This window comes from Fructobacillus americanaquae (genome assembly GCF_024029775.1).
Taxonomy (GTDB): domain Bacteria; phylum Bacillota; class Bacilli; order Lactobacillales; family Lactobacillaceae; genus Fructobacillus; species Fructobacillus americanaquae.
In genome coordinates this window covers 1004987-1030524 of sequence record NZ_CP097122.1, presented here as the reverse complement: position 1 = coordinate 1030524, position 25538 = coordinate 1004987, and the positions used below count along the sequence as shown (strand labels likewise).

Below are 25538 nucleotides of genomic sequence, written 5' to 3'. Positions count from 1 at the left end.
CTTTCTAGCTTAGCCAACGGTTTGGCAGATTTGTCTGAGAACTAATTTTACTTTTTCGCCTGGTCCACCAGGGTCAAAAACTGTCTGGGATCCAAGGCGGCCTTACCGACCAGGATCCCGTCGATGTCTTGCTGGCATAAAAAAGCAGGTGCGTTTTTCGGCGTCACTGAGCCACCATACAGAATGCGAATGGTATTAGCCAAGTCTCGATTGTATAAATTAGCTAAGCTTTGTCGGATTAAAGCAGCTGCTTCTTGAGCCTGATCAGCCGATGCTGCTGACCCAGAACCAATTGCCCATGTTGGTTCATAAGCAATCGTTACTTGCGCCATTGCGGCTGCCGTAACCCCATCAAGAGCTGCCTGTAACTGCTTTAAGATAACCTTTTCAGGCACCAGGTGGCCGTAAACCGACAAGTCTTCATCTAAATCGACAATCGGTTTTAAACCATTGCGCAGCGCTGCTAACGTTTTTAAGTTCACCGTCTCATCCGTTTCATTAAAAAACTTTCGTCGTTCAAAATGTCCAATTAAAACGTATTCAACGCCAAGTGCTGCCAAAGCTTTTGGTGACGTTTCACCAGTAAAAGCACCATCATCTTCCCAATGAGAATTTTCACCAACAATTGCTAGCGGAGTTCCCTTTGCAGCCTGCAACATCTGGCTTAAATACAGGTCTTGCGCGGCGATGCCAACTTCAACTTCCTTCTCACCTGTCAAAGCGGGTAAAACAGTATCCAGATAGGGAGCAACCTGGTCCGGCATCATGTTAATTTTCCAATTGGCTATGACAAATGGTTGCCGGTCCTGCGCACTCATTTACTTTCTCCCCGATTCAGCATCAAGAACAAGAAGACAGCCTCAATCAACAATAGCCAGGGCAAGTTGGTATTGCGCTCTCCAACCAAAACCAAAAGCGCATAAGAGACAATTAAAGTGGCCATGCCAATGGTCATTTTAATTAACCCCTGACGGAAGGTTGACCGATTCAAAGCTTCCTTCAAATGCTCGTTTTCACTACGTGCTTCACTTATGTCGAGCTTTAAGGACTCAACTTGGTCCAAGAGCTGATCGTTTTCAGCCTGCAGGAAATCAACCTGCGTTTGGATTTCTTTGTCTTGCTGGTCTTTTTTGTTCGACCAATTAAATAACTTCATAGGTATTCTCCAATCAATGTCTATTTTAACAAAAATTACTATTAAAACCGAATAAAAAGAAGAAAGAAGATCAGCGCTTGACAAGAATAACAATTCTAGGTAAAATTTGATAGTTGTATTAATACATGCGGCTGTGGCGGAATTGGCAGACGCGCAGGATTAAGGATCCTGTGTCCGCTTTAGGACGTGCGGGTTCGACTCCCGCCAGCCGCATAATGAAACACTGCTATACCAGTGTTTATAACCATTTGGTAGCAACTAATATAAAAGCATTCAAACTTAACTGTTTGAGTGCTTTTTCTTTGAAATGGTCCAAAATTCCCGCTTGCGAGTTAATTTTAGGCTCGCATCAGTTCGAGACCACCCAACCTAAAGTTAACGTGCCCTTGTAGTATTAATACTGATTATGTGTAGAATTCATTCAGATCTTTTTTGACTTTTTCTGATTTTTTTAGCCATCATCTGATGCGGGACGCCAACTTCCAAAAAAGTATCGCCGTATGCCTCAAAGCCAAACCGCTCATAAAGGCCAATTGCATGCTGTTGAGCCTCAATTTCAATTTTGTCTTGAACAAAGCGGGAAGCAATCACATCCATTAATTGTTGAACCAGGGCTTTGCCAAGGCCTTTACCACGGGCCTTCTTGACGGTCAGTACCCGGCCAAAGGTTACTGTGTCATCGCTTTTTTGGAAAATGCGGGCGTAAGCCAACAATTCGTCATCTTCTTCATAGAAGACATGCAGGGCCGTTAGATCCTGCTCATCAACGTCTTGGTACTCAATGTGCTGGTCAACAACAAAAACGGCCATCCTGGCACGGTACATCGCCCAAATTTCACGATTGCTGAGTTCATTAAAAGTTTTAATTTGCCACATCAATCTAATTCCTCCCCTATCTCAGTAAAAGCCTTAGCCCCGGTCTTTTCAAGCAGGTTAATCCTTTTACATAATGGTTTTAGAATACAAAAATTAACAGCTATAAGCAAGGTAAGGAACAAAGAAAAAGCTAACAGCAGGTTGCTCCCACTGTTAGCTTTCAAGCTTTTATTCATGATGCCGACGAAAGGATTTGAACCTTCGACCCCAGGTTTACGATACCCGTGCTCTACCAACTGAGCTACATCGGCATAACTCCGACTGCCGGGCTCGAACCGGCGACAACCTGATTAACAGTCAGGTGCTCTACCAACTGAGCTAAGTCGGAATGACTTGTCGTTTAAAACAACTATTATATTATGCCATTTGCAGCGGGGACTGTCAATCATTTTCATACATTATTTTATTAACTTTTTAGAAAATCATCCGAGACCGACCCCACTATCCACGGACAAACTTTGACACTGACACAGTGCCGTCTTACAATGTAGGCATCATTAGATTGAAAAGGAGACTGCACATGAATGTTACTGTTTTTGGTAAAGGAAATATCGGTTCAGCCGTTGGCGCTCAATTAGAAAAAGCCGGCAACCAAGTCGACTACGTGACAACAGAACATAAGGTAGACACGGTTGCTGATTTAGTTATTTTGGCTGTTCCTTACAGCGCATTGACAAGCATTGCCAAAGAATACCAACAAAAATTTGCCGGCAAAACAATTGTTGAAACTACCAACCCTGTTAATTTTAAAACTTTTGACAGCTTGGACGTTCCAGCCGACTCTTCAGCAACTGCCCAATTACAAGCTGATTTACCAGACAGTCACGTCTTAAAAGCCTTTAATACCATCTTTGCGGCCAACATCGTATCTGGTAAAGTTGGCAATAACCCTGTTGAAGTTTTGACTGCTGGTGATAACAAGGACAGCAAAGAATTGTTGCAAAAAGCCTTTCAGGGAAGCGACCTTGACGTTGTTGATGCCGGAGCTTTGCGTCGTGCCCGTGAATTAGAATCAATTGGTTTCTTGCAAATGACCTTAGCCGTTACCAAGCAAATTGCTTGGACTGGTGGTTTCGCCGTGATCAAATAATTGTTTAATACTTAAAAAACCAGGTTAACCTGCGAATCACTCCCTAACGTCTTGAACTGATGGAATAATTTGCCAGATTTTACCTGGTTTTTTGCTGTATTCATTATTAAAATTGAGTTTTCTTACCTAATGCTGGAATCAGTAGCATAATCAAGAAAGAAAAAAGATAAATGGCTGAGAAGAACACCATGACCACTGAAAGTGATGTCTTATCCATCATCAAACCAATCAAGGCCGGAAAGAAGCCGCCAAAGAGTTTTCCAACACATGAAACAACAGAATTAGCGGTCACACGGACATCAATCCCATACAATCGGGAAACAACAACACCGTAACCACCATACATACCATTAGAGAAAAAGCCCACCATCATCATAATCAATAGTAATGACCAAGCGTTATTGGCCATTGGAATCAAATAAACGGAAGCGGCTGCAACAACCAAGAAAATGCCAAAGGCCCACCGTGGACCAAAGTAATCTAAAATGAAACCAAAGGCATACATGCCCAAAGACATGCCGACAATGGTAGCAATCATCCACATTGAAGATGACGAAATGGAGAGACCTAATTGCTTTTGCATAATCTTAGGCAACCAGTTCATTAAGCCGTAGTAACCACCTGTTTGAACCATCATCATCAAAATCAGTCCGATTGTTTGCAGAGCCATCGCCGGCGTTTGAAAAACTGCTAAAAGGGGGACGCGGATTGTTTCTTGCTGATTGGCCCGTCGCTGTTCTTTGGCTTGCTCAAATTCTTGACTGTCCTTCAGGTGGATTCGAATCAAAAATGCAAACGCAACCGGCAAAAGGCCGACTAAGAACAAAGCATTCCAGCCCCAACGAGGAATGATTACTGCCGCTGCAAGGGCAGCCAAGATTGACCCACCTTGTCCACCAATTTGCACGATGGACATCAAACGCCCGATTTTCTTTCCCGTAAATGCTTCGGCCACCATTGTCACGCCGGCACTATATTCGGCACCGGTTCCTGCACCAACAATAAAGCGTAACGCATATAAAATCCAAATATTATGGGCAAAGTACATTCCGGCTGTTGCCAATGCGACAATGACCAATGTACTCGTAAAAATCCGTGCACGACCAAATTGATCAGCCAACATTCCAAAGCTCAAGCCACCGACCAACGTTCCAATTGAAAAAATTGTGGCAATCAACCCACCCGCAAAATTGCTAATGTGCAAAGATGCGATGATTGAAGATAAAGCAAAGGAAATGAACATGACATCCATATTCTCAAGTCCAAAACCAGCCGTTGTCGACCATAGCGTTAACTTCTGATTTTTAGAAAAATGCTTGTGATGCAAAACCTCTGTGTTCTGCATAGGGGAAACATCTGCCATATTAAATTTACTTCCTTTCAAAATTAGCGCTCACAGACGCAAATTATTTCTCCGTTTTTGCCACGATTGGCAAAACACTAACAACTAGTATAGCGCCATTGGTCTTAGTCAACAAGGACAATTATTATCCCTCTCATAGAAAATTATCGCAAAATATACAATTAACCGCTCCCTCTGTCCATATTCGTGGGCAAGTTAATACAATTTTTGCTGGTATTACTTCTTAGCCTTCGTCTTGATCCTTTTTATTCTTCCTTGTAGAAGACAAATGTTTAATTTTTACCGCTAAAGTTAGAAGCCATTGCGACAAAAAAAAGACCAGACATTTCTGTCTGATCTTTTTTATACTCCGACTGCCGGGCTCGAACCGGCGACAACCTGATTAACAGTCAGGTGCTCTACCAACTGAGCTAAGTCGGAATAAAGCGCTTGGCTCAACTATATAAGTATACAAAATCAAGCCAAGCGTGTCAACTATTTATTAGCAAAATAAAAAGTTATTCTGGCCGCATCGTTGGAAACAACACGACATCACGAATGGAAGCGGCATCCGTTAGCAGCATGACTAAACGGTCAATTCCAATTCCCAAGCCACCGGTAGGTGGCATACCGTACTCCAAAGCCTCTAAGAAGTCTTCATCAATCCCTTCGGCTTCATCATTACCGTTATCACGTTCGGCTGCTTGAGCTTCAAAACGTGCTCGCTGATCGATTGGATCGTTCAATTCGGTAAAGGCATTAGCAAATTCAGAACCAACGATATACAGCTCAAATCGATCTGTAAAGCGTGAATCATCTGCATTCTTCTTTGCCAATGGCGACACTTCCACTGGGTGACCATAGACGAAAGTCGGCTGTTCCAAAGTATCTTCAACAAAATTATCAAAGAATTCATTGATAATGTGACCAACCTGCCAGTACTGTTCATACTTGACATGATGTTCGTCCGCTAATTGGCGAGCTTCCTCAACCGTCATTTCTGGCCAGAAATCAACACCAGTCTTTTCCTTGATCAAGTCAACCATATGCTTACGAGCAAATGGTTTTGACAAATCAATGGCAGTGCCTTGATAGTTCACTTGCAAATCAGGATGGACAACCTTAGCAGCAGCACGGAAGATGCCTTCTGTTTCGTCCATTACGTCTGTGAAATCCCAATAGGCGCCATATGATTCCAAGGTCGTAAATTCTGGGTTGTGCTTTGGATCCATTCCCTCATTACGGAAAATCCGACCGATTTCATAGACCCGTTCCATTCCCCCAACAACCAAACGCTTCAAATACAATTCAGTTGCAATTCGCATGTACATATCAATATTCAAGGCGTTGTGGTGAGTAATAAACGGCTTAGCGGCGGCACCACCAGCTTGCGTTTGCAAGATAGGTGTTTCGACTTCTAAGAAATCGTGACCATCCATAAAGGCCCGGATAGCTGAAACGATCTTTGAGCGGTTTTGGAACCGAGTCAAAGAATCCTTATTGGCAATCAAATCAAGATAACGTTTACGGTAACGCGTTTCCACGTCTGAAATACCATGAAACTTATCAGGCATTGGGCGCAAGGCCTTTGACAAATGAGTCAAGTGGGTTACCAAGATGGTTAATTCACCGGCCTCAGTCTTCATCATCTGACCCTTAATTCCTAAGAAGTCACCCAAATCGGCGCGCTTAATGATTGGGTAGTTATCCCCCAAGTCATCACGGCGAGCATAAACCTGAATTTCACCTGAGCGGTCACGGACATCAGCAAAGATAACTTTCCCAGCGCCACGCTTGGCAACCATCCGGCCAGCAATAATCACCTCAACTGGGTTTGCTTCTAACTCTTCTTGTGTTTTCCCATCGTATTGTTCATGGAGTTCCGCTGCCAAAGCGTCTCGGTCAAAACGATGTCCAAATGGATCAATGTTCAAATCGGCAACTAGCGCCTTCATCTTTTGACGGCGGGCGACCATTTGATCATTTAAGGCTTTTTCTTCAGCCATATCTATCTACCTTCCTGTCGGCGAATATTCGCTCATTTATCTTGTTCCAGTATAACAAAACAACGGCCAAGACAAAAGGGCAAACCGCCTGGTTTGCCCGTCTCATCGTCTTTTCTCAATTTTTCTTAACGTTAGTCTTCGCTCTTTTCGTGATCCGAATCTGATTTTTCATCAGCTTTTTCTTCAACTTCGGCTTCACGCTTTAGAATCTTGCTTAAGATTTTTTCTAGTTCACTGGCTTCAAAATAGTGCTTCTTCCCTGAGAAACGACCAACAACTTCTGCACCACCATCTTCATCAATCATTGCCTGAACTTCATGAGAGGGTAACGTGGCTAGCATTTCACCATAGGCCTCTTTTGGCGGCTCAGCGGCGATGCCAACAGCCACGGAAGACAAAGACGTATAATTATCCTTACCCAAAAGATCATCCAAAACTGCTAGAGGTCCCTTCTTTTCAGACAATAACTGCGACAGTGGTGTCATCTGCTGCAAGTGCTCATCTAATTGATCCAACTGGGCTTCTGTTGCTCCCGGCAATGCCTGGACCAAAAAACCGCCAGCAGATGCGACTGTGTCATCCGGATTCATGGTCACACCGACACCAATCACGGATGGAATCTGCTCAGATTGGGTCAAATAATAAGTGAAATCATCACCAATTTCACCAGAAACAATAATTGATTGACCGAGGTAGGGTTTTGAATAAGGCGCTAATTTTGTCACTTGGAAAGAACCATGGTTGCCGACAGCACCAGCCACGTTTAATTGGTCATCATCGTTAACGATTGGTTCCAATTGAGGGTTCGTTACATAACCACGAACTGCCCCATGCGCATCTGCTTCCGTCACAACGTTACCAATCGGCCCCTTACCGTCCATCTTCACGCCAAGACGTTCCTCGCCCTTCAGGGTTGCCTGGGCCAAGATTTCTGTTGCTAGCAATGCCCGTCCCAAAACGACTGTTGCAATCCGTGAGGCATGGTGAGCACTTGCTGCTTCTTGGACTAACTTTGTCCCGTCAATAGCAAAGGCACGGAAGGCCTCGTCTTTTGTAATGACCTTAATTAATTGATCTGACATAAAAATTCCTTTATCTGTTCTTGTCTTTATTGTAAAAGAAAAAGCCGGCCTAAGCCAACTTTTTTAAAAAACTCATTGATCTGAGTCGGTCGTATCGTCTGCGGATTCAGCTTGTTCATCATTTTGGTCAAGAGGCTTTGTTGGGTTTTCATCACCCTTTTGCTCTTCATCTTCCACTTCGTCTTCCTTGTGGTCCAAGGAAGCCTTGGTTTCATCAAATGACTTGGCATCCTCCTCGTCTTCTTCACCCTTCTTGGTAAAGTGACCGGTTTCGTAGATGTCTTTGATCTGCTTTTCATCCAATGATTCCACATCCAACAAGGCGTTGGCAATCGCTGCCAACTTGTCCTTGTGCTCCGTCAAAATCTTGGTTGCTTCTTCAAAGGCTTCCCTTGTCAAACGACGCACTTCTTCATCAATCAATGCAGCCGTTTCGTCTGAATATGACTGGGCGCCACCCTGCTCGCTATAGCCAACCGAAGCATTTCCTTCAAGTTGGACCATTCCCAACTTTTCAGACATTCCATAGGCCGTCACCATTTGACGGGCCAAATTCGTTGCCTGCTGGAAATCATTAGCAGCACCCGATGAAGCTTCGTTAAATGTTGCCAATTCGGCGGCACGGCCACCCATCAAACCAGCCAATTGTTCCTTAGCTTCTGAATAACGGATGTTATAACGGTCCGTCTTTGGCGTCATCAAAGCATAACCACCAATGCGTCCACGCGGCACAATTGTCACCTTCCGAACAACGGAAGCGTTTGACCGAACCAAGCCAACCAAAGCATGACCGGCTTCGTGGAAGGCAGTTGTCTTGCGTTCCAACTCGGACATTGCCCGGTTTGCCTTGGCAGGTCCTTGGAAAATTCGATCTTCTGCTTCATCCAAGTCAGCGGAGTCAATTAACTTCTTGTCACGGCGAGCAGCCAACAAAGCCGCTTCGTTCAACAAGTTTTCCAAATCAGCCCCAACATAACCAGGCGTTTGATGGGCAATTGCCTTCAAGTCGACGGCCGGTGCCAATGGCTTGTTCTTAGCGTGAACCTTTAAAATCGCTTCACGACCCTTAACATCAGGAGCGCCAACCAAAATCTTGCGGTCAAAACGACCTGAACGAAGCAAGGCTGGATCCAAAACATCAGAACGGTTGGTTGATGCCAGAATGATTACCCCTTCAGAGTTCTCAAATCCATCCATTTCAATCAGGATTTGATTTAAAGTCTGCTCACGTTCATCATTACCACCGCCAACACCGGAACCACGGCGACGACCAACGGCATCGATTTCATCGATAAAGATAATGGCAGGGGCAGCCTTCTTTGCTTCTTCGAACAAATCACGGACACGGGAGGCTCCAACACCGACAAACATTTCAACAAAGTCTGAACCAGACATCGAGAAAAATGGTACGGAGGCTTCACCGGCAACAGCCTTTGCTAGTAATGTCTTACCTGTTCCGGGAGGGCCCTCAAGCAAAACCCCCTTTGGAATCCGGGCGCCCATATCCACGAACTTTTTTGGTGATTTCAAGAATTCAACAACTTCAACCAGTTCTTCCTTTTCTTCATCAGAACCAGCGACGTTTTCAAAGCGAATCTTGTTGTCCTTCGGATCAGAAGGCTTGGCCTTTGACTTACCAAAGTTCCCCATCATGCCGCCTTGACCGCCCTTACCGCTTGATTGGGACATCATCAAGTAGAAGACACCAACAATCAAGAGCAATGGCACAATTGAAATAATCAAGTTCAACCAGAAGCCAGAAGATGGTGCTGGCTTGGTCGTCATATCAGTGTTGGTCTTCTTGGCCAAATCAGTAATTTGCTTCAATGATGAATCATTTTCCAAAACAGAAGTTGAAAACTTCGTTGTCGAAGTCTGATTTGCCAAAAGGCTATTCAATCCTTGACCAGTCGATGATGACTTTTGGCTGTTCTTATAAGTTCCAGTCACCGTGTAAACGTCGTTACCGGGCTGGATTGTGAAAGAGTCAATCTCTTTGTCAGACAATTGCTTAACGAAATCAGACGATGATAACGTCTTTGTTCCGCCACTTGACCCACCAACTAGTGAGTAAATTCCGGCAATAACCGCCAAGAAGATGATGACATATAGAAACGAGCTTCTAAAGAAGCCACCGTTATTTTTTTTCATCGGGAGTCCTCAATCTTGATAAAAGTTGCTATAAATTATACGGGTGTGAGATTAAATGGATGTTAACTATAAATATCCTTTTTCAGAATACCAACGTAAGGCAAGTTACGATACAAGCCTGCATAGTCCAAACCATAACCAACAACAAATTCGTTACGAACGTCGAAGCCAACATAATCGGCATCGATTTCAATCTTTCGGCCACCCTTTTTGTCTAAGAACGTAGCGACCTGCACGGAGTTAGCGCCACGATCTTTAAGTAAGTCCTTCAAAAATAGCAAGGACTGACCTGTATCAACGATGTCTTCTAAAATCAAAACATCGCGTCCAGCAACATCAGACTGGACATCTGTTACCAACTGAATTTCATTGGACGATGTTACCCCACCGTGGTAGGAGGAAATTTTAATAAATTCTAAATCAACGTACAAGTCGATTTCACGAACCAAATCCGCCGTCCAAAGGTACGCCCCTTTGAGCACTGACAAAACGAGGGGCTTTCTCCCCGCGTAGTCTTTGGTAATGGTTTGACCAAGGCGAACCGCTGCTTCGTGGATTTGCTCTTGGTCATATAATACTTCTTCGATATCGTTATTCACTAATTTTCCTCAATTCGCCATACTAACCATTGCTTAGCTACATTCGGACGATCACGTCCGGCGGGCAGGTACCAAACCTGTTGACCTAACCAAACAGCCAAAACTGTTTGACTTTGATCTGTTAATAGCCAGGTCTTCTCCCGTAATGTGACCGGAATTTTTTTGTCAATCAAGAGACGACGCACTGATTTTGTGCCGATTTTCAGAGGGACACGATCAGCTTTTTGAGCCAAAGATAACGTTAAATCGCCTACCAAATGTTCGGGTAAAACCAGAGCTTGATCAGCTTTTTGCGGTTTTTTTTGTGTCCACAAAAGCTGGCCACGGTCAAAAAATTGCCATTGGTCTAATTTTAACACAAGTTCTTCGGGCTTTCGGCCATTTTTTGCAGTTTTTTCTTCTTTTACCAGTTGAACCTGAGAATAAGCCTTCACCACCAGCCAACCATCCCCCAAATCAACCTGACCATTTGGCTTTTGTTCATTGGCCAATAGAGACAAAATAGCAGCCAACTGTCCATTTTTAACATGATAGATTCCCTGATTTTGCAACCACAACAACACGGTTTTCGCCCACCAGGGCCTTGGCACCCGCTGAAAATCAGTCTGAAAAATCGGCAAAAAGTTTTTCACCTGCTCCCGTAACAACACTTGGTCAGCAGCCTCCTGCTTGGCAAAATCAACTAAATGGTCTTTTGCCTTGGCGTTAATAGCCATCAAGGCCGGAATAACTTCGTGGCGCAGTTGGTTACGGCCGGTATAACTCGGATCTGCATTTGTCGCATCTTCCCGCCAACTGACTTGGTGCTCTTGGGCGTAAGCTTTCAGCTCTTCTTTTGAAAAATCAAGAAAGGGTCGCAAATAGTAATTTGATTGCCCCGACATTCCCCACTTATGTTGGGCTACGCCACCCCGAATTAATTGTAACAGTAGCGTTTCCACCTGGTCATCCAGGTGCTGGGCCAGGATAATAGCCTTGGCACCAGTTTTTTGGGCAACTCGATCAAAAAAATCGTAACGTATTTTTCGCGCCCAAGCCTCAACGCCGTTTTTTCCTGGCGCTGTCACTTTTTTAACATAACAGGGAATTTGGCGATCCTGACACTGATTTCTCACAAAGGCCTCATCGCCATCGGAAGCAGCACCACGCAATTGATAATTGACATGGGCAACGACCAAATCCAGCTCCGGCCGATAACGACGCAATGAGTCAAGAAGAGTCATCGAATCGAGACCACCAGAGACCGCTAACACCACCTTGTTTGGCCATTCTGTTTCTTTAATTGTCTGTGCAATCGTTTTCTTCATCGCTTTTATTTTACCCATTGTCATAAAGAAAAAGCCACCCTTATCCAGGGTGGCTTTCAAACAAATAATTAAGATTTGTCCGGTAAGTTATAGATTGTTTCGTCCTTACGTGAGTATCCGTACTTATCACGCAAAATTTGTTGCAAGTAAGTTGGATCATTCAATTGGTTCGCCGTTTTCTTCAAGGATTTATTTTGCTTTTGAACAGCTTGAAGGGCCAATTCGGACTTAGTCAACGTTTGATTAGCAGCGTGCAATCGCACCTGCCCCATGACAAGTTGAACCATGAAAACCGCCGCGACGGCAAGGCCGACTAAGACAATCCGCCGTTCCCGTAAGTGGTGAGCCCTGGCATAGTGCCTACGACTGGCTTCGCGACGGGCATCAGAGGCAGCAATCTGCTTGGCAATCCGAGCATTTAACGGTCGAATATTCGATTGTCGGTGCTCAGTTTCTACCATTGCCCCACTCCTTATCAGTATTATTCTGACATAATCGCAATAGACTTGCAAGGCGAATCAGCAGACTTTAGACAAATTTAACCTTCCTTGTCATCTTGCTGATAAGACTCGGAAACAACTTCGTACATATCTTGTGCTTCGTCCTTTTTAACGATTTCAGCCAACTTCAAAACCCTGACTACTAATGTCTTATTACCAAAATGAATCGTAATCAAGTCATTGGTACCAACATTAGCAGCTGATTTAGCCCGCTTATCGTTAATTTCAATCCGCCCTTGGTCAGCCAAATCTTTGGCAACGGCCCGGCGCTTAATAATCCGTGAAAGCTTTAAAAACTTATCAATTCGCATTCATTTCATCCTTTTTTGTCAGTTGCAAAACAACCAAGAGGAAGTTTCGCAGGTTATTGAGCCAGTACGCTGACTCCTCTTTCAAATCAATGGTTAATGTGACGGCCAACTGAGCTTGCTTGCCATCGACAACCGCCTTATAAGGCACATCCTGCAAGGCTTGGAAAATTGTTTCCCCAGCTAACTTGCTGGTCATCGATTCAGCAAAGCGAACTGTGACTTGATTCCTTTGACGCCTTATTTGCGTTACCTCGGCCAAATCAGCCAGATTCTTGATGCGAGAAACCAACAACAGGCGACCAACCTCATCTGGGAAGTCACCAAAGCGGTCAATCAAATCCGCTTCAACATTCTCAAAGTCTTCATCTGACTTTGCCTGACGAATTTGACGGTAAAGATCAATTTTTTCAGCCGAATCCGCCACATAATCATCCGGCAAGAAGGCTAATACCCCCAAAATCAGTTCGGCATCCGTTTGCGGTGTCGCTGCCGGCTGGGGTTGACCTTGCTTTGCAGCAACCGCCTCTTTGAGCATCTGTGTATACAAATCATACCCGACTGAATCAATAAAGCCGTGTTGCTGCTTGCCAAGCAGATCGCCAGCGCCTCGAATCGATAGGTCACGCATTGCAATTTTAAAACCAGATCCCAGCTCCGTAAAGTCCCGAATGGCTTCCAGCCGCTTTTGTCCCTCTTCACTTGGCGTACGAGTAAACGGATAAGTAAAGTAGGCATAAGCTAACCGAGCCGATCGTCCGACGCGACCGCGAAGCTGGTAAAGCTGCGACAATCCCATGTGATCGGCATTATCAACAATCAACGTATTCGCATTGGGAATGTCCACCCCGGTCTCAATAATCGTCGTTGTCACCAGAACATCGAATTCCTGATTTAAGAAGGAGTAGAGAATTCCCTCCAATTGAACTTCTGACATTTGACCGTGAATGACTCCGACTCGAGCGTCAGGAACCAAGTCTTGAATTTGATCCGCAATCCGCTCCAAATCAGCCACCCGATTATGCAGATAGAAGACCTGGCCATTGCGGGCTAACTCCTTGCCAATCACATCGCGCACCAATGTCCAATCGAGTTCGACCACGTAGGTCTGAATTGGATAACGGTTCAATGGTGGCGTTTCAATCACAGACAAATCGCGAGCACCAACGACTGCCATATTCAGCGTTCGTGGTATTGGTGTCGCCGTTAACGTCAAGACATCCACATTGGTCCTGATTTGCTTTAACTTTTCCTTGTGCTTCACACCAAAACGCTGTTCCTCATCGATGACTAGTAACCCTAGGTCGGCAAAGGCCACATCGGCGCTCAATAAGCGGTGTGTGCCAACAACGATATCGATTTCGTGATCCTTTAATGCCTGGATGGTCTGCTTGTTTTCTGCTGCCGTTTGGAACCGCGACAGGTGGCCAATCCGAATCTCTGGAAAATCAGCAAAGCGTTCGACCATGGTCTCATAGTGTTGTTGGACAAGGATCGTCGTTGGCGCCAAAAAGGCAACCTGCTTACCAGCATGGGCAGCCTTGAAAACCGCTCGCAAAGCAACCTCGGTTTTACCGAAGCCGACATCTCCCACTAATAGCCGATCCATTGGCCGCAAGCGCTGCATGTCGGCCTTAATCTCTTCGATACTGCGGACCTGATCAGGCGTTTCCGGATAGGGAAAGGCCGTATCAAATTTTAATTGGGCCGTATCATCGGGTGGAAAGGCATAGCCCTGTTTTGCCTCCCGCTCGGCGTACAGTTCCAACAGCTCGTCGGCAATATCTTCAATTTTATTTTGAACTTGCTTCTTAGTCTTTTGCCATTCAGTCCCACCCAGTTTGTTAATCTTGGGCTTCTTACCAGCATCTGATCCGCCAATATACTTTTGAATCAAGTTTAACTGGGTTACCGGCAAAAAGATCTTAGCATTCTTTTGGTACAAAATTACCAAATAGTCCTGTTTACCACCGTCGGCTTCTAGACTTTGCAAGCCCTGATACTGACCAATCCCATGGTTAATATGCACGACATAGTCGCCAACCTGAAGTTCATTATAAGACTTCAAGCGTTCGGCGTTGGCCATCTTCCGCGACCGACGAGCCACCGGCTTCCGCGCCTTATCAAACAACTCCCGTTCAGTTAAGACCGTTAAGTGGGTCTTAGGCCACTCAAAACCAGCACCTAGGTTACCGATAATGATTTGGACCTGATTGGCTTGAATCTCGCGGTTGATTGGCACTGTTAAATCATGGTCTTTCAGTGTGGCCACAAAGTTATGTGCTCGATCACGGTCGCTAATCAAAAGCACCATGGTTGTGCCCCGGTCTTTTGCAAACTGCAAATCCGGTAACAGAGCCGGAATTTGACCGTAGTATTGGTTTGCCGGCCTGGATGTTATTTCTTCCAGATGAGCAAATGTTAACTTATTCAAGCCCCGCTGAAAGTTGGCCAAGTAAAGTTCGGCCTGAGAAACTCGACCTAAAATAGCCTCCAAGTCTTCCTTAATAGCCAATGGCGGCAAAATCTGGTACGTCTCGACCTGTTGGTCAAGCCATTCCTGGTCAAGGCTATTCTGTGACAAGGCGCTTTCCTGCAGGCGGGCAAAATCATCAACAACAAATAATCCCTCTTGACCCAAATAATCAATCAGCGTCGTCTTCTCTTGGAAAAAATACTGAGCGTAAGGCAGAATCGATTGGTCCCGCCTGCCTTCATCAAGTGCCGTCTGTGTACTATCAAAGCCTTCAGTGGCATGTTTTTTCTCCACCCCTGGCAAACGCTTACGATAGGCTGAAAAGGCCTCCTCCAAACGGGTCTTACCAGCCTGATAGCGGTCTTGGTCAATCACCAAATCAGTTGCTGGTAAGACCGTGACCCCCGTCACCGAATTGGCACTCTTTTGACTAGACGGATCAAAGGTTTTAATCATATCCAATTCATCATCAAAAAAATCGAGACGGTAAGGATTATCGGCTGTCGGTGGAAAAACGTCAAAAATAGAGCCCCGTTGGGCGTATTCACCCGGATTTTCCACCCGGACAACCAAACGGTAACCCAGTGTCAAAAACCGCGCTTTCAAATCCTGAAAGTCATAACTTTCACCAACCTTCAAACGCATTTGCGCATTAGTGAAGTCAGTCACCTGTGGCTCATAACGAACGAAGGCCGCCAAATTTGTCAGGTAAATCCCTACTTGTCCGGTAGCCAAGCCCTGTAAAGCCTCTACTCGGTCAGTCACGAAAGAATTAGAGGAGACGGCAAGTTCTGTCGCCAGTGCCTCCTCGGCCGAAAAACGGTACAGGTCCTCTTCAGCTACTAAATCAGCCAAGTTATTCGCCAAGTCCTCCAAGTGAGCCTGGGTATCAGTGAGTACCAGGATTGGCTGTGGTCGCCGTGCATAAAGCGCGGCTAACGAAGCCGCTTTCGCTGCCCCATTCACACCCAAAAAAAGCTGGCGCTCGCCAGGCTTTTGTTGTTCGGTTAATCTCGTAATTGTTTCATTGTTCGCTAAATATTTTGTTAACGTCATGCTTACCCATTATATTGATTACTCAATTCAGCTGCATTGGCCCCATGAACCCAATCCACTAGGGCCTGGTCGACCTTTTTAAAGGTGTCATCCCAGGTAGCTAAATCATCTTTTGAAAATTTTCCCAAGACGTAATTAACGACCGACTGATGGTCATGGTCTGGGTGGCCAATCCCAAACTTCAAACGCAAGAATCCTTGCGTTTTCGTATGAGCCATAATTGATTTTAATCCATTATGGCCGCCGGCCGAACCCTTTGCCCGAAAGCGAATCTTGCCAAAGGATTGATCCATATCATCGGCCAACACGAGAATATCATCAACATCCCCGCCGTAAAAGTCCAAAAAGGCCCGAACTGCTTGACCGGAATCGTTCATATAAGTACTTGGCTTAACCAACCAAACCACTTCCCCATCAATCACAGCCTTGGCCGCCGATGCATACAGTTTCGTTGGTACAAATTCGACCCCCTGACTAGCCGCAAAGTGGTCTAAGGCCATAAAGCCAATGTTATGTCTCGTTAAATCATAGCTCTCACCAATATTTCCAAGACCAAAAATAAATTTCATCAGGGTTCCCTTTCAAACATTTCTACTAACATCCTAATCTTATCATTATAACACGCAAGTTTGACACATAAATATGTTAGGATAGAGCAAAGAAATAACTTTTATAAAGGCAGGCAAATCTATGTTTCCAAAGTCTTTGATCGTCCCTAAGAATCAATTACTCACCATCAGCGAAGACACCACCATTAAAGAAGTCTACGAACTGTTTGAAAGTAAAAAAGCCGATCACATCCGCACAATTCCAATTCTAGATACCACTGGTCACCTCTTCCGTGGTAATGTTTACCGTCAACACGTTTATGAGTATATTGCTCGCGGCGGTGACACAAGCAAGCGGGCCACCTCGATTATGCGCAATTCAACCAAGTTTATCTCAACTTCGGCTGATTTCTATGAACTTTTCTTCGCTATTCGTGACCTACCACACATCGCTGTGGTTGATGACGCCCACCACTTTATTGGCGTTCTTACCCATTCCTCCTTAATGGACCTCCTGTCACAGTCATGGTCCCTCCAAAAGGGTGGTGTTTCGCTTGCTGTAAAGACCAAGCAAGAAGAACGGGGAAATCTACAACAAATCACTCGGGTTATCACCCGCTACACGAATATCGAGTCCGTTCTTTCCATTCAAAACGAGAAAAACGAGCCGAAATCAATCCTCTTTACCCTGCCACTAACAAAAGACTCTCCCATCCTGCGTAAGATTATCACAAAACTTGAACGCAAGCGGTTCCAAGTCCAATCCGTTGAAAACTTAAATGAATTTGTTTAAGCGCTAAAAAACCGATGACAATCGTGATCTGAATCCCAAACTTCAGGGTTCAGACCTCGCAGTCATCGGTTTTCTTTTTTGATATTCAAGCACCGGCAATTATTAGTACTAAGACAAGGGCAATCCCCGTCAAAAAGAGGTTACGAGCCGGTAAATCAGCTGACTTATCCAAATCTGATTCTAAGCCAACCGCCAAAGCCTGAGCAAAAACTAATGGAAACAAAACAATCATTGCCCAAGCAAGCAGTGGCAGGTAACCCGATAGCGTTAGCAAGAAGATTTCTGCATAGGCCAGAACCGGTAAAAGCAAGAAAATCGGACGTACCCAACTGGCCCGACTTTGAGCATGCTGGAACTCCTTTGTACTAATTTCCTCTGCGCGAATTTTGCGAACGTCCTTGGCAATTGAAATTGACAGCGAAAAGGCAATCGAGGGAAACGCAATTCCGAACCAAACGGTTAAAAGTCCCGCAGTTGGCTTGAATTTTGTATTCAAGAGCAGCATTAAAACAATTAAAAAGTATGGCAAGATAACGTCAATGACCCGTTTCAGCCGCAAAATCCAAATTGAATGACTCGGGTACTGGTCGAACCACCAATCATAGGCAAGCTTGACTACAGCGACCGTCACTACCAGCAATAAGCTTGGCCAAAACAAAAGTCGTTGGTAACGCCACCACGAATAAGCAATGCCAACAAGCATTGGCACCACAATCGTCCAAACTCGACTAGTGCGAGCGCGATGATAGATTTTTTTAAGCGTCAATGAAAAATCCTTTCTACGCTCGCCTTGACAACAAGCGTTTACTTCTTTTGATCACTTTGATTATAAGGGGTCAACCGAATCTTCCCCTGAATGTATTCGCCAACGAAGATATCATTAATACCAGCATAGCCTTCGGCAATCACCTGATTTTCCAACCAGTCTTCGTCTTGATCAATGGCATCTAAGACATCAAAGTTCGCCTGGCCATCATAAATAATCGGATATTTGGGATTCTGATCGCCATATTCAATCACAGTCAGCTGACCGTTTTGTTCAATCACGGCTCGCTTCACTTTGGAAACATCGTAAACTTCATGTTCCCGGAGCTTAAACATCAAATCAGAAGCCGACTGGCCGGCCATTACGACAGCATCAACATCAATCTGACCGCGATCAATCACAACCTTTGGTGTGCCATCAATAATCTTTTTTGCCAAACGATTATGTTCTTTTAAGAACTTCAAAATCATTACCCAAAGTGTCCAGATCACAAGCACGATGATGAACTGAAAAACGGTAATTGTTGCCGTATAAATGGTTCCTCCAATGATACCACCTAAAACATAGTTTTGAACTTGGTCTAAGGCATTTGATGGAGCCAAATTTCCCTTTCCAAAAATATTAATTTGAACGATCAAGGCAATCAGGCCGATGCCCAACTTTAAAATAATCGGTAAGTAAAAACTCATCGTTGTACCTCCACATTCGCATTAATCAAATAAACCTGGGTCCTGGTATAGGACAGGCCGTCCTTTGAAAGGCCAATTTGGTAATAATTCTTGCCTTCTTTAGCAATCATGCCATCAACGAGCGAAGTCGAATTAAAATAGACATCGTCGATTTTAACATGCTGTGCTTTGACATAGTTTTTAACAAAGGCCGTCATCTGACTTTGCTGTGAATTTCTGATATTTGTGTTTTGCAAATCAGTAAACTGAACACCCGCAAAAAAAACAAAAAATAAAAAAGCAATGATCGTCAAATCACGATAGCGCGTATTAAAGCGATGACGAAAAGTTGCTACCAAACCAACAGCCAACAGGACAAAGGTCAAGGCCACCAGTAAGATGACGACGGTATTGGTTAAGTTATTTTGCTTGGTTAAATAATCAACACTATAAAACGTCATAAGTTCCCTCCGTTACTTTATTCTAGCACAAGGAAGCAGTCGGTCCATCTGATTTTTTTAGAAAAAAGAAAGAAGTAACCCAAATTGGACTACTTCTTTCTTTAGCACTTATTTCAAAACATTTTAGCAGAAATGCCTTCTTTTTACATCATCCCCGGCATGCCCTGAGCAGCTGCTGGCATTGGTGCGTCTTCCTTTGGCAATTCGGCAACAACGGCTTCCGTTGTCAGCAACAAGGCTGAAACAGAGGCGGCGTTTTGCAAAGCAGAACGCGTTACCTTCGTTGGGTCGACGATTCCTGCCTTGACCATATCAACCCATTCATCAGTCTTGGCATTGTAGCCAGTTCCTTCTGGTTGTTCCTTCAACTTGTTGACGATGACAGAGCCTTCCAAGCCTGCGTTTTCAGCAATTTGACGAACCGGAGCCTCAAGAGCTGCCACAACAGTCTTAACACCTGTGGCCACGTCACCCGTAGCTTCAACGGCAGCAGCGGCAGCCATGGCGTTGACCAAAGCTGTACCGCCACCAGCGACAAAGCCTTCTTCAACGGCAGCTCGAGTAGCATTTAAAGCGTCCTCAATTCGATACTTACGTTCCTTCAATTCCGTTTCAGTAGCAGCCCCAACGTTAATCACGGCCACACCGCCTGCCAACTTAGCCAAACGTTCCTGCAACTTCTCCTTGTCAAATTCTGAAGTGCTGTCGGCAATTTGTTGCTTAATCAAGTCAACCCGTTCCTTCACGGCTTCCTTGTCACCGGCACCCTCAACAATAGTCGTATTGTCTTTTGTGATGTTGACCTTATTTGCTTGGCCCAATTGTTCGATAGTCACATCCTTCAAATTTAAACCAAGATCATCCGTGACAACTGTACCACCAGTTAAGATAGCAATATCTTCCAACATGGCCTTACGACGGTCACCAAAACCAGGTGCCTTGACAGCAACAACGTTAAAGGTACCACGCATCTTGTTCAAAACCAAAGTTGGCAAAGCTTCACCAGTAATATCATCAGCGATAATCAACATTGACCGACCCTGTTCGACAACTTGTTGCAAAACAGGTAAGATATCTTGAATATTTCCAATCTTCTTATCCGTAATCAAGATATAAGGGTTATCCAAATTAGCTTCCATCTTTTCGTTGTCAGTGACCATGTACTGTGACATGTATCCACGGTCAAATTGCATTCCTTCGACAACGTCCAAAGTGGTTTCAATCCCCTTTGATTCTTCGATAGTAATCACACCATCATTGCCAACCTTTTCCATTGCTTCAGCAATCAAGGAGCCAACTTCATCGTTAGCTGCTGAAATCGAAGCAATCTGTGCAATCTCGTCCTTAGTCGAAACCGTGTGAGACATTTCATGCAACTTAGCAACGGCAGCTGCCGTTGCCTTTTCAATACCAGTTCGAATACCAACTGGGTTTGCACCAGCCGTCACGTTCTTGAGTCCTTCACCAACAATCGCTTGAGTCAAAACGGTGGCAGTGGTGGTACCATCACCCGCAATGTCATTCGTTTTTGAAGCAACTTCAGCCACCAACTTGGCCCCCATATTTTCAAAATGGTCCTCTAATTCAATCGCCTTAGCAATTGTGACCCCATCATTGGTAATAATTGGTGAACCATAAGACTCTTCCAAAACAACGTTACGACCTTTTGGTCCGATAGTCGTTTTAACAGTGTCAGCCAACTTGTCAACTCCGACCTTCATCTTTGATCGAGCATCTTCTGCAAACTTCAATTCCTTTGCCATTTCTTTACTCCTTTAACCAAAATTGATTGAAATCATCATTATTCGTGCTAATTGTTTTTTAATTGCTGTTTAATTAACGATGGCGATAATGTCTTTTTCATGGAGAGCCAAGTATGATTGACCATTATAAGTTAATTCCTGACCGGCAAACTTATCAAACAAAACTTGATCCCCTTCTTTGACTGTCATGTCAAGCTTCTGGCCTGAATCGGCTACCAAGCCACTCCCCGTTGCCACCACCTTACCGGTTACTGGCTTTTCTTGCGTATTTGCGGCTAAGACAATGCCACCAACTGTCTTTTCACTTTGTTCTGCAACACTAACGACCACGCGGTCTCCTAAGGGCTTTAACATGGATCACAACCTCCGTTTGTATTTTTAGCACTCGTATACATCGAGTGCTAATCTGACTTTAGTATAGCACCTTCGACCTATTTGTCAACACGGTGAAATTAGTTTTGTTCAAAAGAAAAAGCCGGTTGCGAGCCCTAACAATAGAGGTCGCACGACTTTTTAGCCATCTTTATTTTATTTTAAATCGAATCCCTTATCATGGGGGTATTGCGACAGAGCAGTGTTAGCAGCACCCTTTGTTAACAAAGAGGCGTTATGCTTCGTCCAATCGGCATCAATATCGCGACTCTTAAAGTAAGTCGCCATCGTTTGATCATATTCCTTAATGGCGACCATCATTTGCTCGTCATCGTAATGATCCTTCATCAACGAACCAGTCAATGGTAGTTTAGGCTTGATCCCTGGCTTTTGATCAGGGTAGCCAAGCGAAAAGCCCATAATCGGTTTGACATACTTTGGTAAGTTTAACTCCCTTTCGTATAGTTCAAAAGCACCCATTGCACCGGCCATTGTTACAGAGCCAATTCCAAGCGATTCAGCCGCCACCTGAGCACGGCCCAAGGCAATCGAAGCTGAAACAATCCCACCCTCCAAATATTGGTAGTGCTGGATTCGCTCTTCCATAATCGCCCGGGTTTCAGCGTCCTGATTTAACAAAACCTTGTGCCAATCGACTGTAACAACAAAATACCGAGTAGCATTTTCAATATACTTCATTTTCACTTTTTCAGTGACTGATTTCTTAAGGTCTTGGTCGGTAATTTCAATAAAGGTGACTGGTTGAAAGTTTTGCATATTTGGTCCGGCAAGGGCCGCAGAGAAAATCGCCTCGACTTCCTCGTCGGTCACTGGCCGATCGGAGAAGGAACGAATTGATTGGTGATCATGTAGTTGATCAAGTATTGTATTTTTAATCATGTTTTACCTCACTGATTGAACAATCATTACCTTTATTTTAATATCTATGATACGCTAAATACTATCAATAAAATAGGAGTACTCCATGAAAAAGTTACAGATCCACGTCGGCATGCGGACCCTGAAGACCGCCATTGTTGTGATGTTGGTCTTACTCGTTTATCACTTTGTCGACCGACCAGCATCGGTTCCCGCCTTAGCGGCCGTCTTCGCTCTTCGAGAAGATTGGGACAATACCATTCAATTCGCCAAAATTCGTTTACTATCAAATAGTGTTGGTGGTTTCTTCTCATTGCTTTACTTTTTGATTCGTGAATTTACGCACCACAATAGCTGGATGCCAATCGTCATTATTCCAGTTTTTGTTATCTGCACGATTGTTATCCTGAACGCGCTAAACTGTAGTCTGGGAATCGTCGGTGGTCTCGCTGCCCTTCTGTTGATTGCTTTAACCATACCAATGGATGCCACTATCGACTACGTCTTCTTGCGAATTGTCGATACCTTTATCGGTGTTTTGTTCGCTATTGGTGTTAATTATTTTGGCATCCCTGAGCAGGAAACCAATTAAGCATCGTCTTCGGCCAAGGTCCAGGGCACAAAACCAATTTAAGAGGCAAGAAAAAAAGACTCGGCTGAGTCTTTTTTTTAATCCATTTCAACCTGATGATCAAGCTTCAATTCGCTTTCAATGGTTGCTAACACGCCATCCTGGACGTTTGTCTTTAAGGCCAAACGCTTATGGGCATCGTGCATTAATGGCATCGCATTTGGCATGAGATAAGAGTTGTCATATCTCGCCAACATTTCCAAATCATTGGTATTATCACCAAAGACCATCACTTCGTTATCCGCGATGTTGTAATAATCTTGAAGAACTTCCAAGGCCGCCGCCTTATCGACTCCCTTGGGTAAAACATCAACGGAGCCAAAACCAGAACCGGTAACGTGAACTTCTGCGCCAAAAACGGCTTCCAATTGTTGAACGTGTTCCTGAACCTCTTCATGCGGCCAAACAAAAGAAACACCTAAAATCTTGTCGTCAATCTTCAAGAGTTTTTCAACCTGGACGACATTCGGATAGAACATCGAAAGCATTTCCTTAAATTCTTGACTGACGTGGTTGGAAATATAAGTGCCATTGACCCCAGCCAAAACAATCACATTGTCGGCTGATTGAGGGTTCAAGGCGTTCCAATCAATCACCTTGCGAATTTGTTCAGGTGTCAGATAAACCGCATATAGTTCTTGTCCTGGTGTCGTTACTACCGACCCATTTGAACCGACAAAGTCAATTTGATCCAACAAATCGTAAGCGGCCATTGGCTCAAACAACTCCTTTAAATTGGCCACTTGTCGACCGGAGGCTGCGACAAAGCGCACACCCTTTTCCTTTAATTGTGACAAAACCCGAGCAAAGTGCTCTTGATCATAACTATCTTCACCGGATAAAAACGTACCATCCATATCGGATGCAATCATTTTAATGCTCATTGGATGCCTTTCTTGTCTTGTTTGCTAGTCGACTAGTTCACACAACTAGGGGCTACCATTATCGGCTAGGCAAATTGTTCTAAGTATTTCTGATAGGCTACCTGGTCAACAACCCAATCAAGTTCCCCAATATAGGCAACCTGTGGGTCATGATAGGCGAAACCGTGCTTAAACTTATACAAACCGTCAGTATGGTCAAATTCACCAACACCACCGAAATCATAAGCAACCTTTCCTAAGGAAAGACCCCACTTCAACATTTCCCACTGCACGAGGTAGGGACCGTAATGCTTGGCAAATTCACGGTTTGATCCAGCATACATATACCAAATTTTTTCCCCATATCCAAAGCCAATTCCAGCCGCAATTACTTGACCGTCATAATGAGCCAAGAAAACCCGGAACAAATCAGAATCGGCCCAGAGTTCTTGCATGCGATAAAAGTATTCGATTGGCCGGTGGGTAATTCCCTGAGCCTGAGCCATCATCGTATAGGTCTTAAAGAAGGCCTCAATGTCTTCCTTGTTACGACCTGAGGTGACTGTGACACCATCCTTGATGGCCCGGCGAATTTGATTACGATAATCGCTTTTGAAGTGTTTCATCAAGCTGGCTTCATCAGTGATTGGTTGTGCTCCTTCACCGCGACCATCATAGAACAAAACCACGTTTTTACGTGGTTGAATGTTGCCATGCATATTCTCGACTTTAACGTTACGGGTCAAAAAACCAGCGTCTTGGTAAGCCTGATCTAAATCTTGGTTGTAGAGTACCTCTGGATCCATTCGAACTAAAAAGACATTTTCTGGCAGATTAGCTAGTGCTTCTTGGACCAATCCCTTGACCAAGGCGACATTAGTCACGTCAGCAACAGGTCCCTTTGGGCAGTATGCCAATAGATTTCCTGGTACGGCTTCGATAGTTAAAACCGCCAGCGCTGCATCAATGTCGCCATTCTCATTTTCATGGTAGAGGTATAGGTGGCCCCAATTAGCCTTCAAGTCACCCCAAAGTGGGTCTTGGGTAACTTGACCCTTAGCCGCCGTCTTAACAAAGTCTTGATATCTTTGGACTTGATCTGGCTGTGTTAAATCTAAGACCGTCATATTCTTACTTTCCCGTCGTGATTGAGGCATAGTTCTGAATAAAATAAACCAACGTTTGGAGTTCGTTAGTTAAATCAACGTTTTGAACCCGAACACCCTTTGGTACAGAAACTCGTAACGGTGTAAAGTTCATAATTCCTTTGACCCCGGCTGCCACCAAAGTATCCGTAATTTCCTGGGCGACACCTTGTGGCACCGTCAAAATGGCGATGTTAATCCGTTGAGCTTTGATTTGTTCTTCCAATTCACTCATGTCATAAATTGGTACCCCGGATAAAATCTTGCCCCGGTTTTCATTAATATCAAAGGCAGCGGCAATTCGCATGTTTGATGATTGGTGGAAGTTAAAATTCAAAAGAGCCTGGCCCAAATGGCCAACCCCAATCAAAGCCACATTAATCAATGAATTTTGGTCCAAAACCTTGGCAAAAAATTCTAACAAGGCCTCAACATCGTAACCATAGCCTCGTTTGCCTAAAGCACCAAAATATGAAAAATCACGGCGAATCGTTGCAGCATCAAACTTGGTTGCTTCAGCCAATTCAGCAGAAGAAATCCGGTTAGTGCCGGCATCATTTAAAAACGTTAAATAACGGTAGTAGATGGGCAACCGTTTGGCGGTTGCTCGTGGAATCTTTGCTTGCTCGTCCATGGCGTCTCCATTTCACTTTGTGAACTAAATTATATTTATTATAGCATAGATTGTGGGTTTTCCTAT

25 protein-coding genes and 4 tRNA genes are annotated in these 25538 nt (G+C 44.4%); 4 read left to right on the top strand and 25 right to left on the bottom strand.

From position 1 onward, the window contains the following. Positions 1-47 precede the first annotated feature (47 nt). Both tpiA and M3M36_RS05075 read right to left on the bottom strand, forming a co-directional pair. Positions 48-818: a triose-phosphate isomerase gene (tpiA, locus tag M3M36_RS05080; protein WP_252773517.1), complete on the bottom strand. Its 771-nt coding sequence runs from the start codon at positions 816-818 to the stop codon at positions 48-50. Continuing rightward, on the bottom strand, positions 815-1156 hold the full coding sequence (locus M3M36_RS05075; protein WP_252773516.1) for a bZIP transcription factor: 342 nt from the start codon (positions 1154-1156) through the stop codon (positions 815-817). Before M3M36_RS05075 ends, tpiA begins: the two co-directional genes overlap by 4 nt. Positions 1157-1283: 127 nt before the next feature. Between M3M36_RS05075 and M3M36_RS05070 the strand changes: the two genes are divergently transcribed. Then, positions 1284-1369: transfer RNA gene (locus M3M36_RS05070), tRNA-Leu, on the top strand. A 204-nt stretch (positions 1370-1573) separates the two neighbouring features. On the opposite strand, the gene M3M36_RS05065 is transcribed toward M3M36_RS05070, so the two are convergent. The 3 genes from M3M36_RS05065 to M3M36_RS05055 form a co-directional block, all read right to left on the bottom strand. After that, the gene (locus M3M36_RS05065) at positions 1574-2032 is read right to left on the bottom strand and encodes a GNAT family N-acetyltransferase (protein WP_252773515.1); all 459 of its coding nucleotides are present in this window, start codon (positions 2030-2032) and stop codon (positions 1574-1576) included. A gap of 178 nt (positions 2033-2210) precedes the next feature. Beyond that, positions 2211-2283 (bottom strand) — tRNA-Thr (locus M3M36_RS05060). Between the two features lie 4 nt (positions 2284-2287). Then, positions 2288-2360: transfer RNA gene (locus M3M36_RS05055), tRNA-Asn, on the bottom strand. 192 nt (positions 2361-2552) lie between these two features. Between M3M36_RS05055 and M3M36_RS05050 the strand changes: the two genes are divergently transcribed. Beyond that, the gene (locus M3M36_RS05050; RefSeq protein WP_252773514.1) at positions 2553-3122 is read left to right on the top strand and encodes an NADPH-dependent F420 reductase; all 570 of its coding nucleotides are present in this window, start codon (positions 2553-2555) and stop codon (positions 3120-3122) included. Positions 3123-3228: 106 nt separating this feature from the next. On the opposite strand, the gene M3M36_RS05045 is transcribed toward M3M36_RS05050, so the two are convergent. The 11 genes from M3M36_RS05045 to pth all read right to left on the bottom strand — a co-directional run bounded on the left by M3M36_RS05045 (position 3229) and on the right by pth (position 16518). Further along, positions 3229-4485 carry an MFS transporter gene (locus M3M36_RS05045; RefSeq protein WP_252773513.1) on the bottom strand — a complete coding sequence of 419 codons (1257 nt, stop codon included), beginning with the start codon at positions 4483-4485 and terminating at the stop codon, positions 3229-3231. A gap of 347 nt (positions 4486-4832) precedes the next feature. After that, a tRNA-Asn gene (locus M3M36_RS05040) sits at positions 4833-4905 on the bottom strand. 77 nt (positions 4906-4982) lie between these two features. After that, positions 4983-6470, bottom strand: a complete 1488-nt coding sequence (gene lysS, locus M3M36_RS05035; protein WP_252773512.1) for a lysine--tRNA ligase — start codon at positions 6468-6470, stop codon at positions 4983-4985. A gap of 131 nt (positions 6471-6601) precedes the next feature. After that, positions 6602-7552 carry an Hsp33 family molecular chaperone HslO gene (gene hslO / locus M3M36_RS05030; RefSeq protein ID WP_252773511.1) on the bottom strand — a complete coding sequence of 317 codons (951 nt, stop codon included), beginning with the start codon at positions 7550-7552 and terminating at the stop codon, positions 6602-6604. 72 nt (positions 7553-7624) lie between these two features. Continuing rightward, positions 7625-9703, bottom strand: a complete 2079-nt coding sequence (gene ftsH / locus M3M36_RS05025) for an ATP-dependent zinc metalloprotease FtsH (RefSeq protein WP_252773510.1) — start codon at positions 9701-9703, stop codon at positions 7625-7627. Positions 9704-9765: 62 nt separating this feature from the next. Continuing rightward, positions 9766-10302 carry a hypoxanthine phosphoribosyltransferase gene (gene hpt / locus M3M36_RS05020; protein WP_252773509.1) on the bottom strand — a complete coding sequence of 179 codons (537 nt, stop codon included), beginning with the start codon at positions 10300-10302 and terminating at the stop codon, positions 9766-9768. Then, entirely contained in the window at positions 10302-11609 is a 1308-nt protein-coding gene (gene tilS / locus M3M36_RS05015; RefSeq protein WP_252773508.1) for a tRNA lysidine(34) synthetase TilS, read from the bottom strand. The genes hpt and tilS overlap by 1 nt, the downstream gene beginning before the upstream one ends. A gap of 68 nt (positions 11610-11677) precedes the next feature. Continuing rightward, a complete protein-coding gene (locus M3M36_RS05010; protein ID WP_252773507.1) occupies positions 11678-12070 on the bottom strand; it encodes an FtsB family cell division protein in 393 nt (130 codons plus the stop codon). Between the two features lie 77 nt (positions 12071-12147). Next, positions 12148-12420 (bottom strand): RNA-binding S4 domain-containing protein, encoded by a 273-nt coding sequence (locus tag M3M36_RS05005; RefSeq protein ID WP_252773506.1) that lies wholly within the window; start codon positions 12418-12420, stop codon positions 12148-12150. Next, positions 12410-15949: a transcription-repair coupling factor gene (mfd, locus tag M3M36_RS05000; protein ID WP_252773505.1), complete on the bottom strand. Its 3540-nt coding sequence runs from the start codon at positions 15947-15949 to the stop codon at positions 12410-12412. The genes M3M36_RS05005 and mfd overlap by 11 nt, the downstream gene beginning before the upstream one ends. Before the next feature lie 2 nt (positions 15950-15951). Continuing rightward, on the bottom strand, positions 15952-16518 hold the full coding sequence (pth, locus tag M3M36_RS04995) for an aminoacyl-tRNA hydrolase (protein ID WP_252773504.1): 567 nt from the start codon (positions 16516-16518) through the stop codon (positions 15952-15954). Positions 16519-16639: 121 nt separating this feature from the next. Here pth and cbpA point away from each other — a divergent pair, with 121 nt between their 5' ends. After that, positions 16640-17290, top strand: a complete 651-nt coding sequence (cbpA, locus tag M3M36_RS04990) for a cyclic di-AMP binding protein CbpA (RefSeq protein WP_252773503.1) — start codon at positions 16640-16642, stop codon at positions 17288-17290. A gap of 85 nt (positions 17291-17375) precedes the next feature. Here the strand turns inward: cbpA and M3M36_RS04985 are convergent, their stop codons facing one another. The 6 genes from M3M36_RS04985 to M3M36_RS04960 form a co-directional block, all read right to left on the bottom strand. Further along, positions 17376-18056 (bottom strand): hypothetical protein, encoded by a 681-nt coding sequence (locus M3M36_RS04985; protein ID WP_252773502.1) that lies wholly within the window; start codon positions 18054-18056, stop codon positions 17376-17378. A gap of 38 nt (positions 18057-18094) precedes the next feature. Beyond that, positions 18095-18745, bottom strand: a complete 651-nt coding sequence (locus tag M3M36_RS04980; RefSeq protein ID WP_252773501.1) for a DUF421 domain-containing protein — start codon at positions 18743-18745, stop codon at positions 18095-18097. Further along, a complete protein-coding gene (locus M3M36_RS04975; protein ID WP_252773500.1) occupies positions 18742-19185 on the bottom strand; it encodes a DUF3290 domain-containing protein in 444 nt (147 codons plus the stop codon). Before M3M36_RS04975 ends, M3M36_RS04980 begins: the two co-directional genes overlap by 4 nt. 143 nt (positions 19186-19328) lie before the next feature. Next, positions 19329-20948, bottom strand: coding sequence for a chaperonin GroEL (gene groL, locus M3M36_RS04970; RefSeq protein WP_252773499.1), 1620 nt, complete (start codon positions 20946-20948; stop codon positions 19329-19331). A gap of 69 nt (positions 20949-21017) precedes the next feature. Next, positions 21018-21302, bottom strand: coding sequence for a co-chaperone GroES (gene groES, locus M3M36_RS04965; protein ID WP_252773498.1), 285 nt, complete (start codon positions 21300-21302; stop codon positions 21018-21020). Positions 21303-21476: 174 nt separating this feature from the next. Next, positions 21477-22217, bottom strand: a complete 741-nt coding sequence (locus M3M36_RS04960; protein WP_252774424.1) for a nitroreductase family protein — start codon at positions 22215-22217, stop codon at positions 21477-21479. An 88-nt stretch (positions 22218-22305) separates the two neighbouring features. On the opposite strand from M3M36_RS04960, the gene M3M36_RS04955 reads away from it, so the two are divergent. Continuing rightward, positions 22306-22791: an FUSC family protein gene (locus M3M36_RS04955; RefSeq protein WP_252773497.1), complete on the top strand. Its 486-nt coding sequence runs from the start codon at positions 22306-22308 to the stop codon at positions 22789-22791. Positions 22792-22868: 77 nt separating this feature from the next. Here M3M36_RS04955 and M3M36_RS04950 read toward each other — a convergent pair whose 3' ends face one another. The 3 genes from M3M36_RS04950 to M3M36_RS04940 form a co-directional block, all read right to left on the bottom strand. Then, a complete protein-coding gene (locus tag M3M36_RS04950; protein ID WP_252773496.1) occupies positions 22869-23714 on the bottom strand; it encodes a Cof-type HAD-IIB family hydrolase in 846 nt (281 codons plus the stop codon). A gap of 65 nt (positions 23715-23779) precedes the next feature. Next, entirely contained in the window at positions 23780-24820 is a 1041-nt protein-coding gene (locus tag M3M36_RS04945) for a lipid II:glycine glycyltransferase FemX (protein ID WP_252773495.1), read from the bottom strand. 4 nt (positions 24821-24824) lie between these two features. Further along, positions 24825-25472, bottom strand: a complete 648-nt coding sequence (locus tag M3M36_RS04940; RefSeq protein ID WP_047974671.1) for a redox-sensing transcriptional repressor Rex — start codon at positions 25470-25472, stop codon at positions 24825-24827. Positions 25473-25538 lie beyond the last annotated feature (66 nt).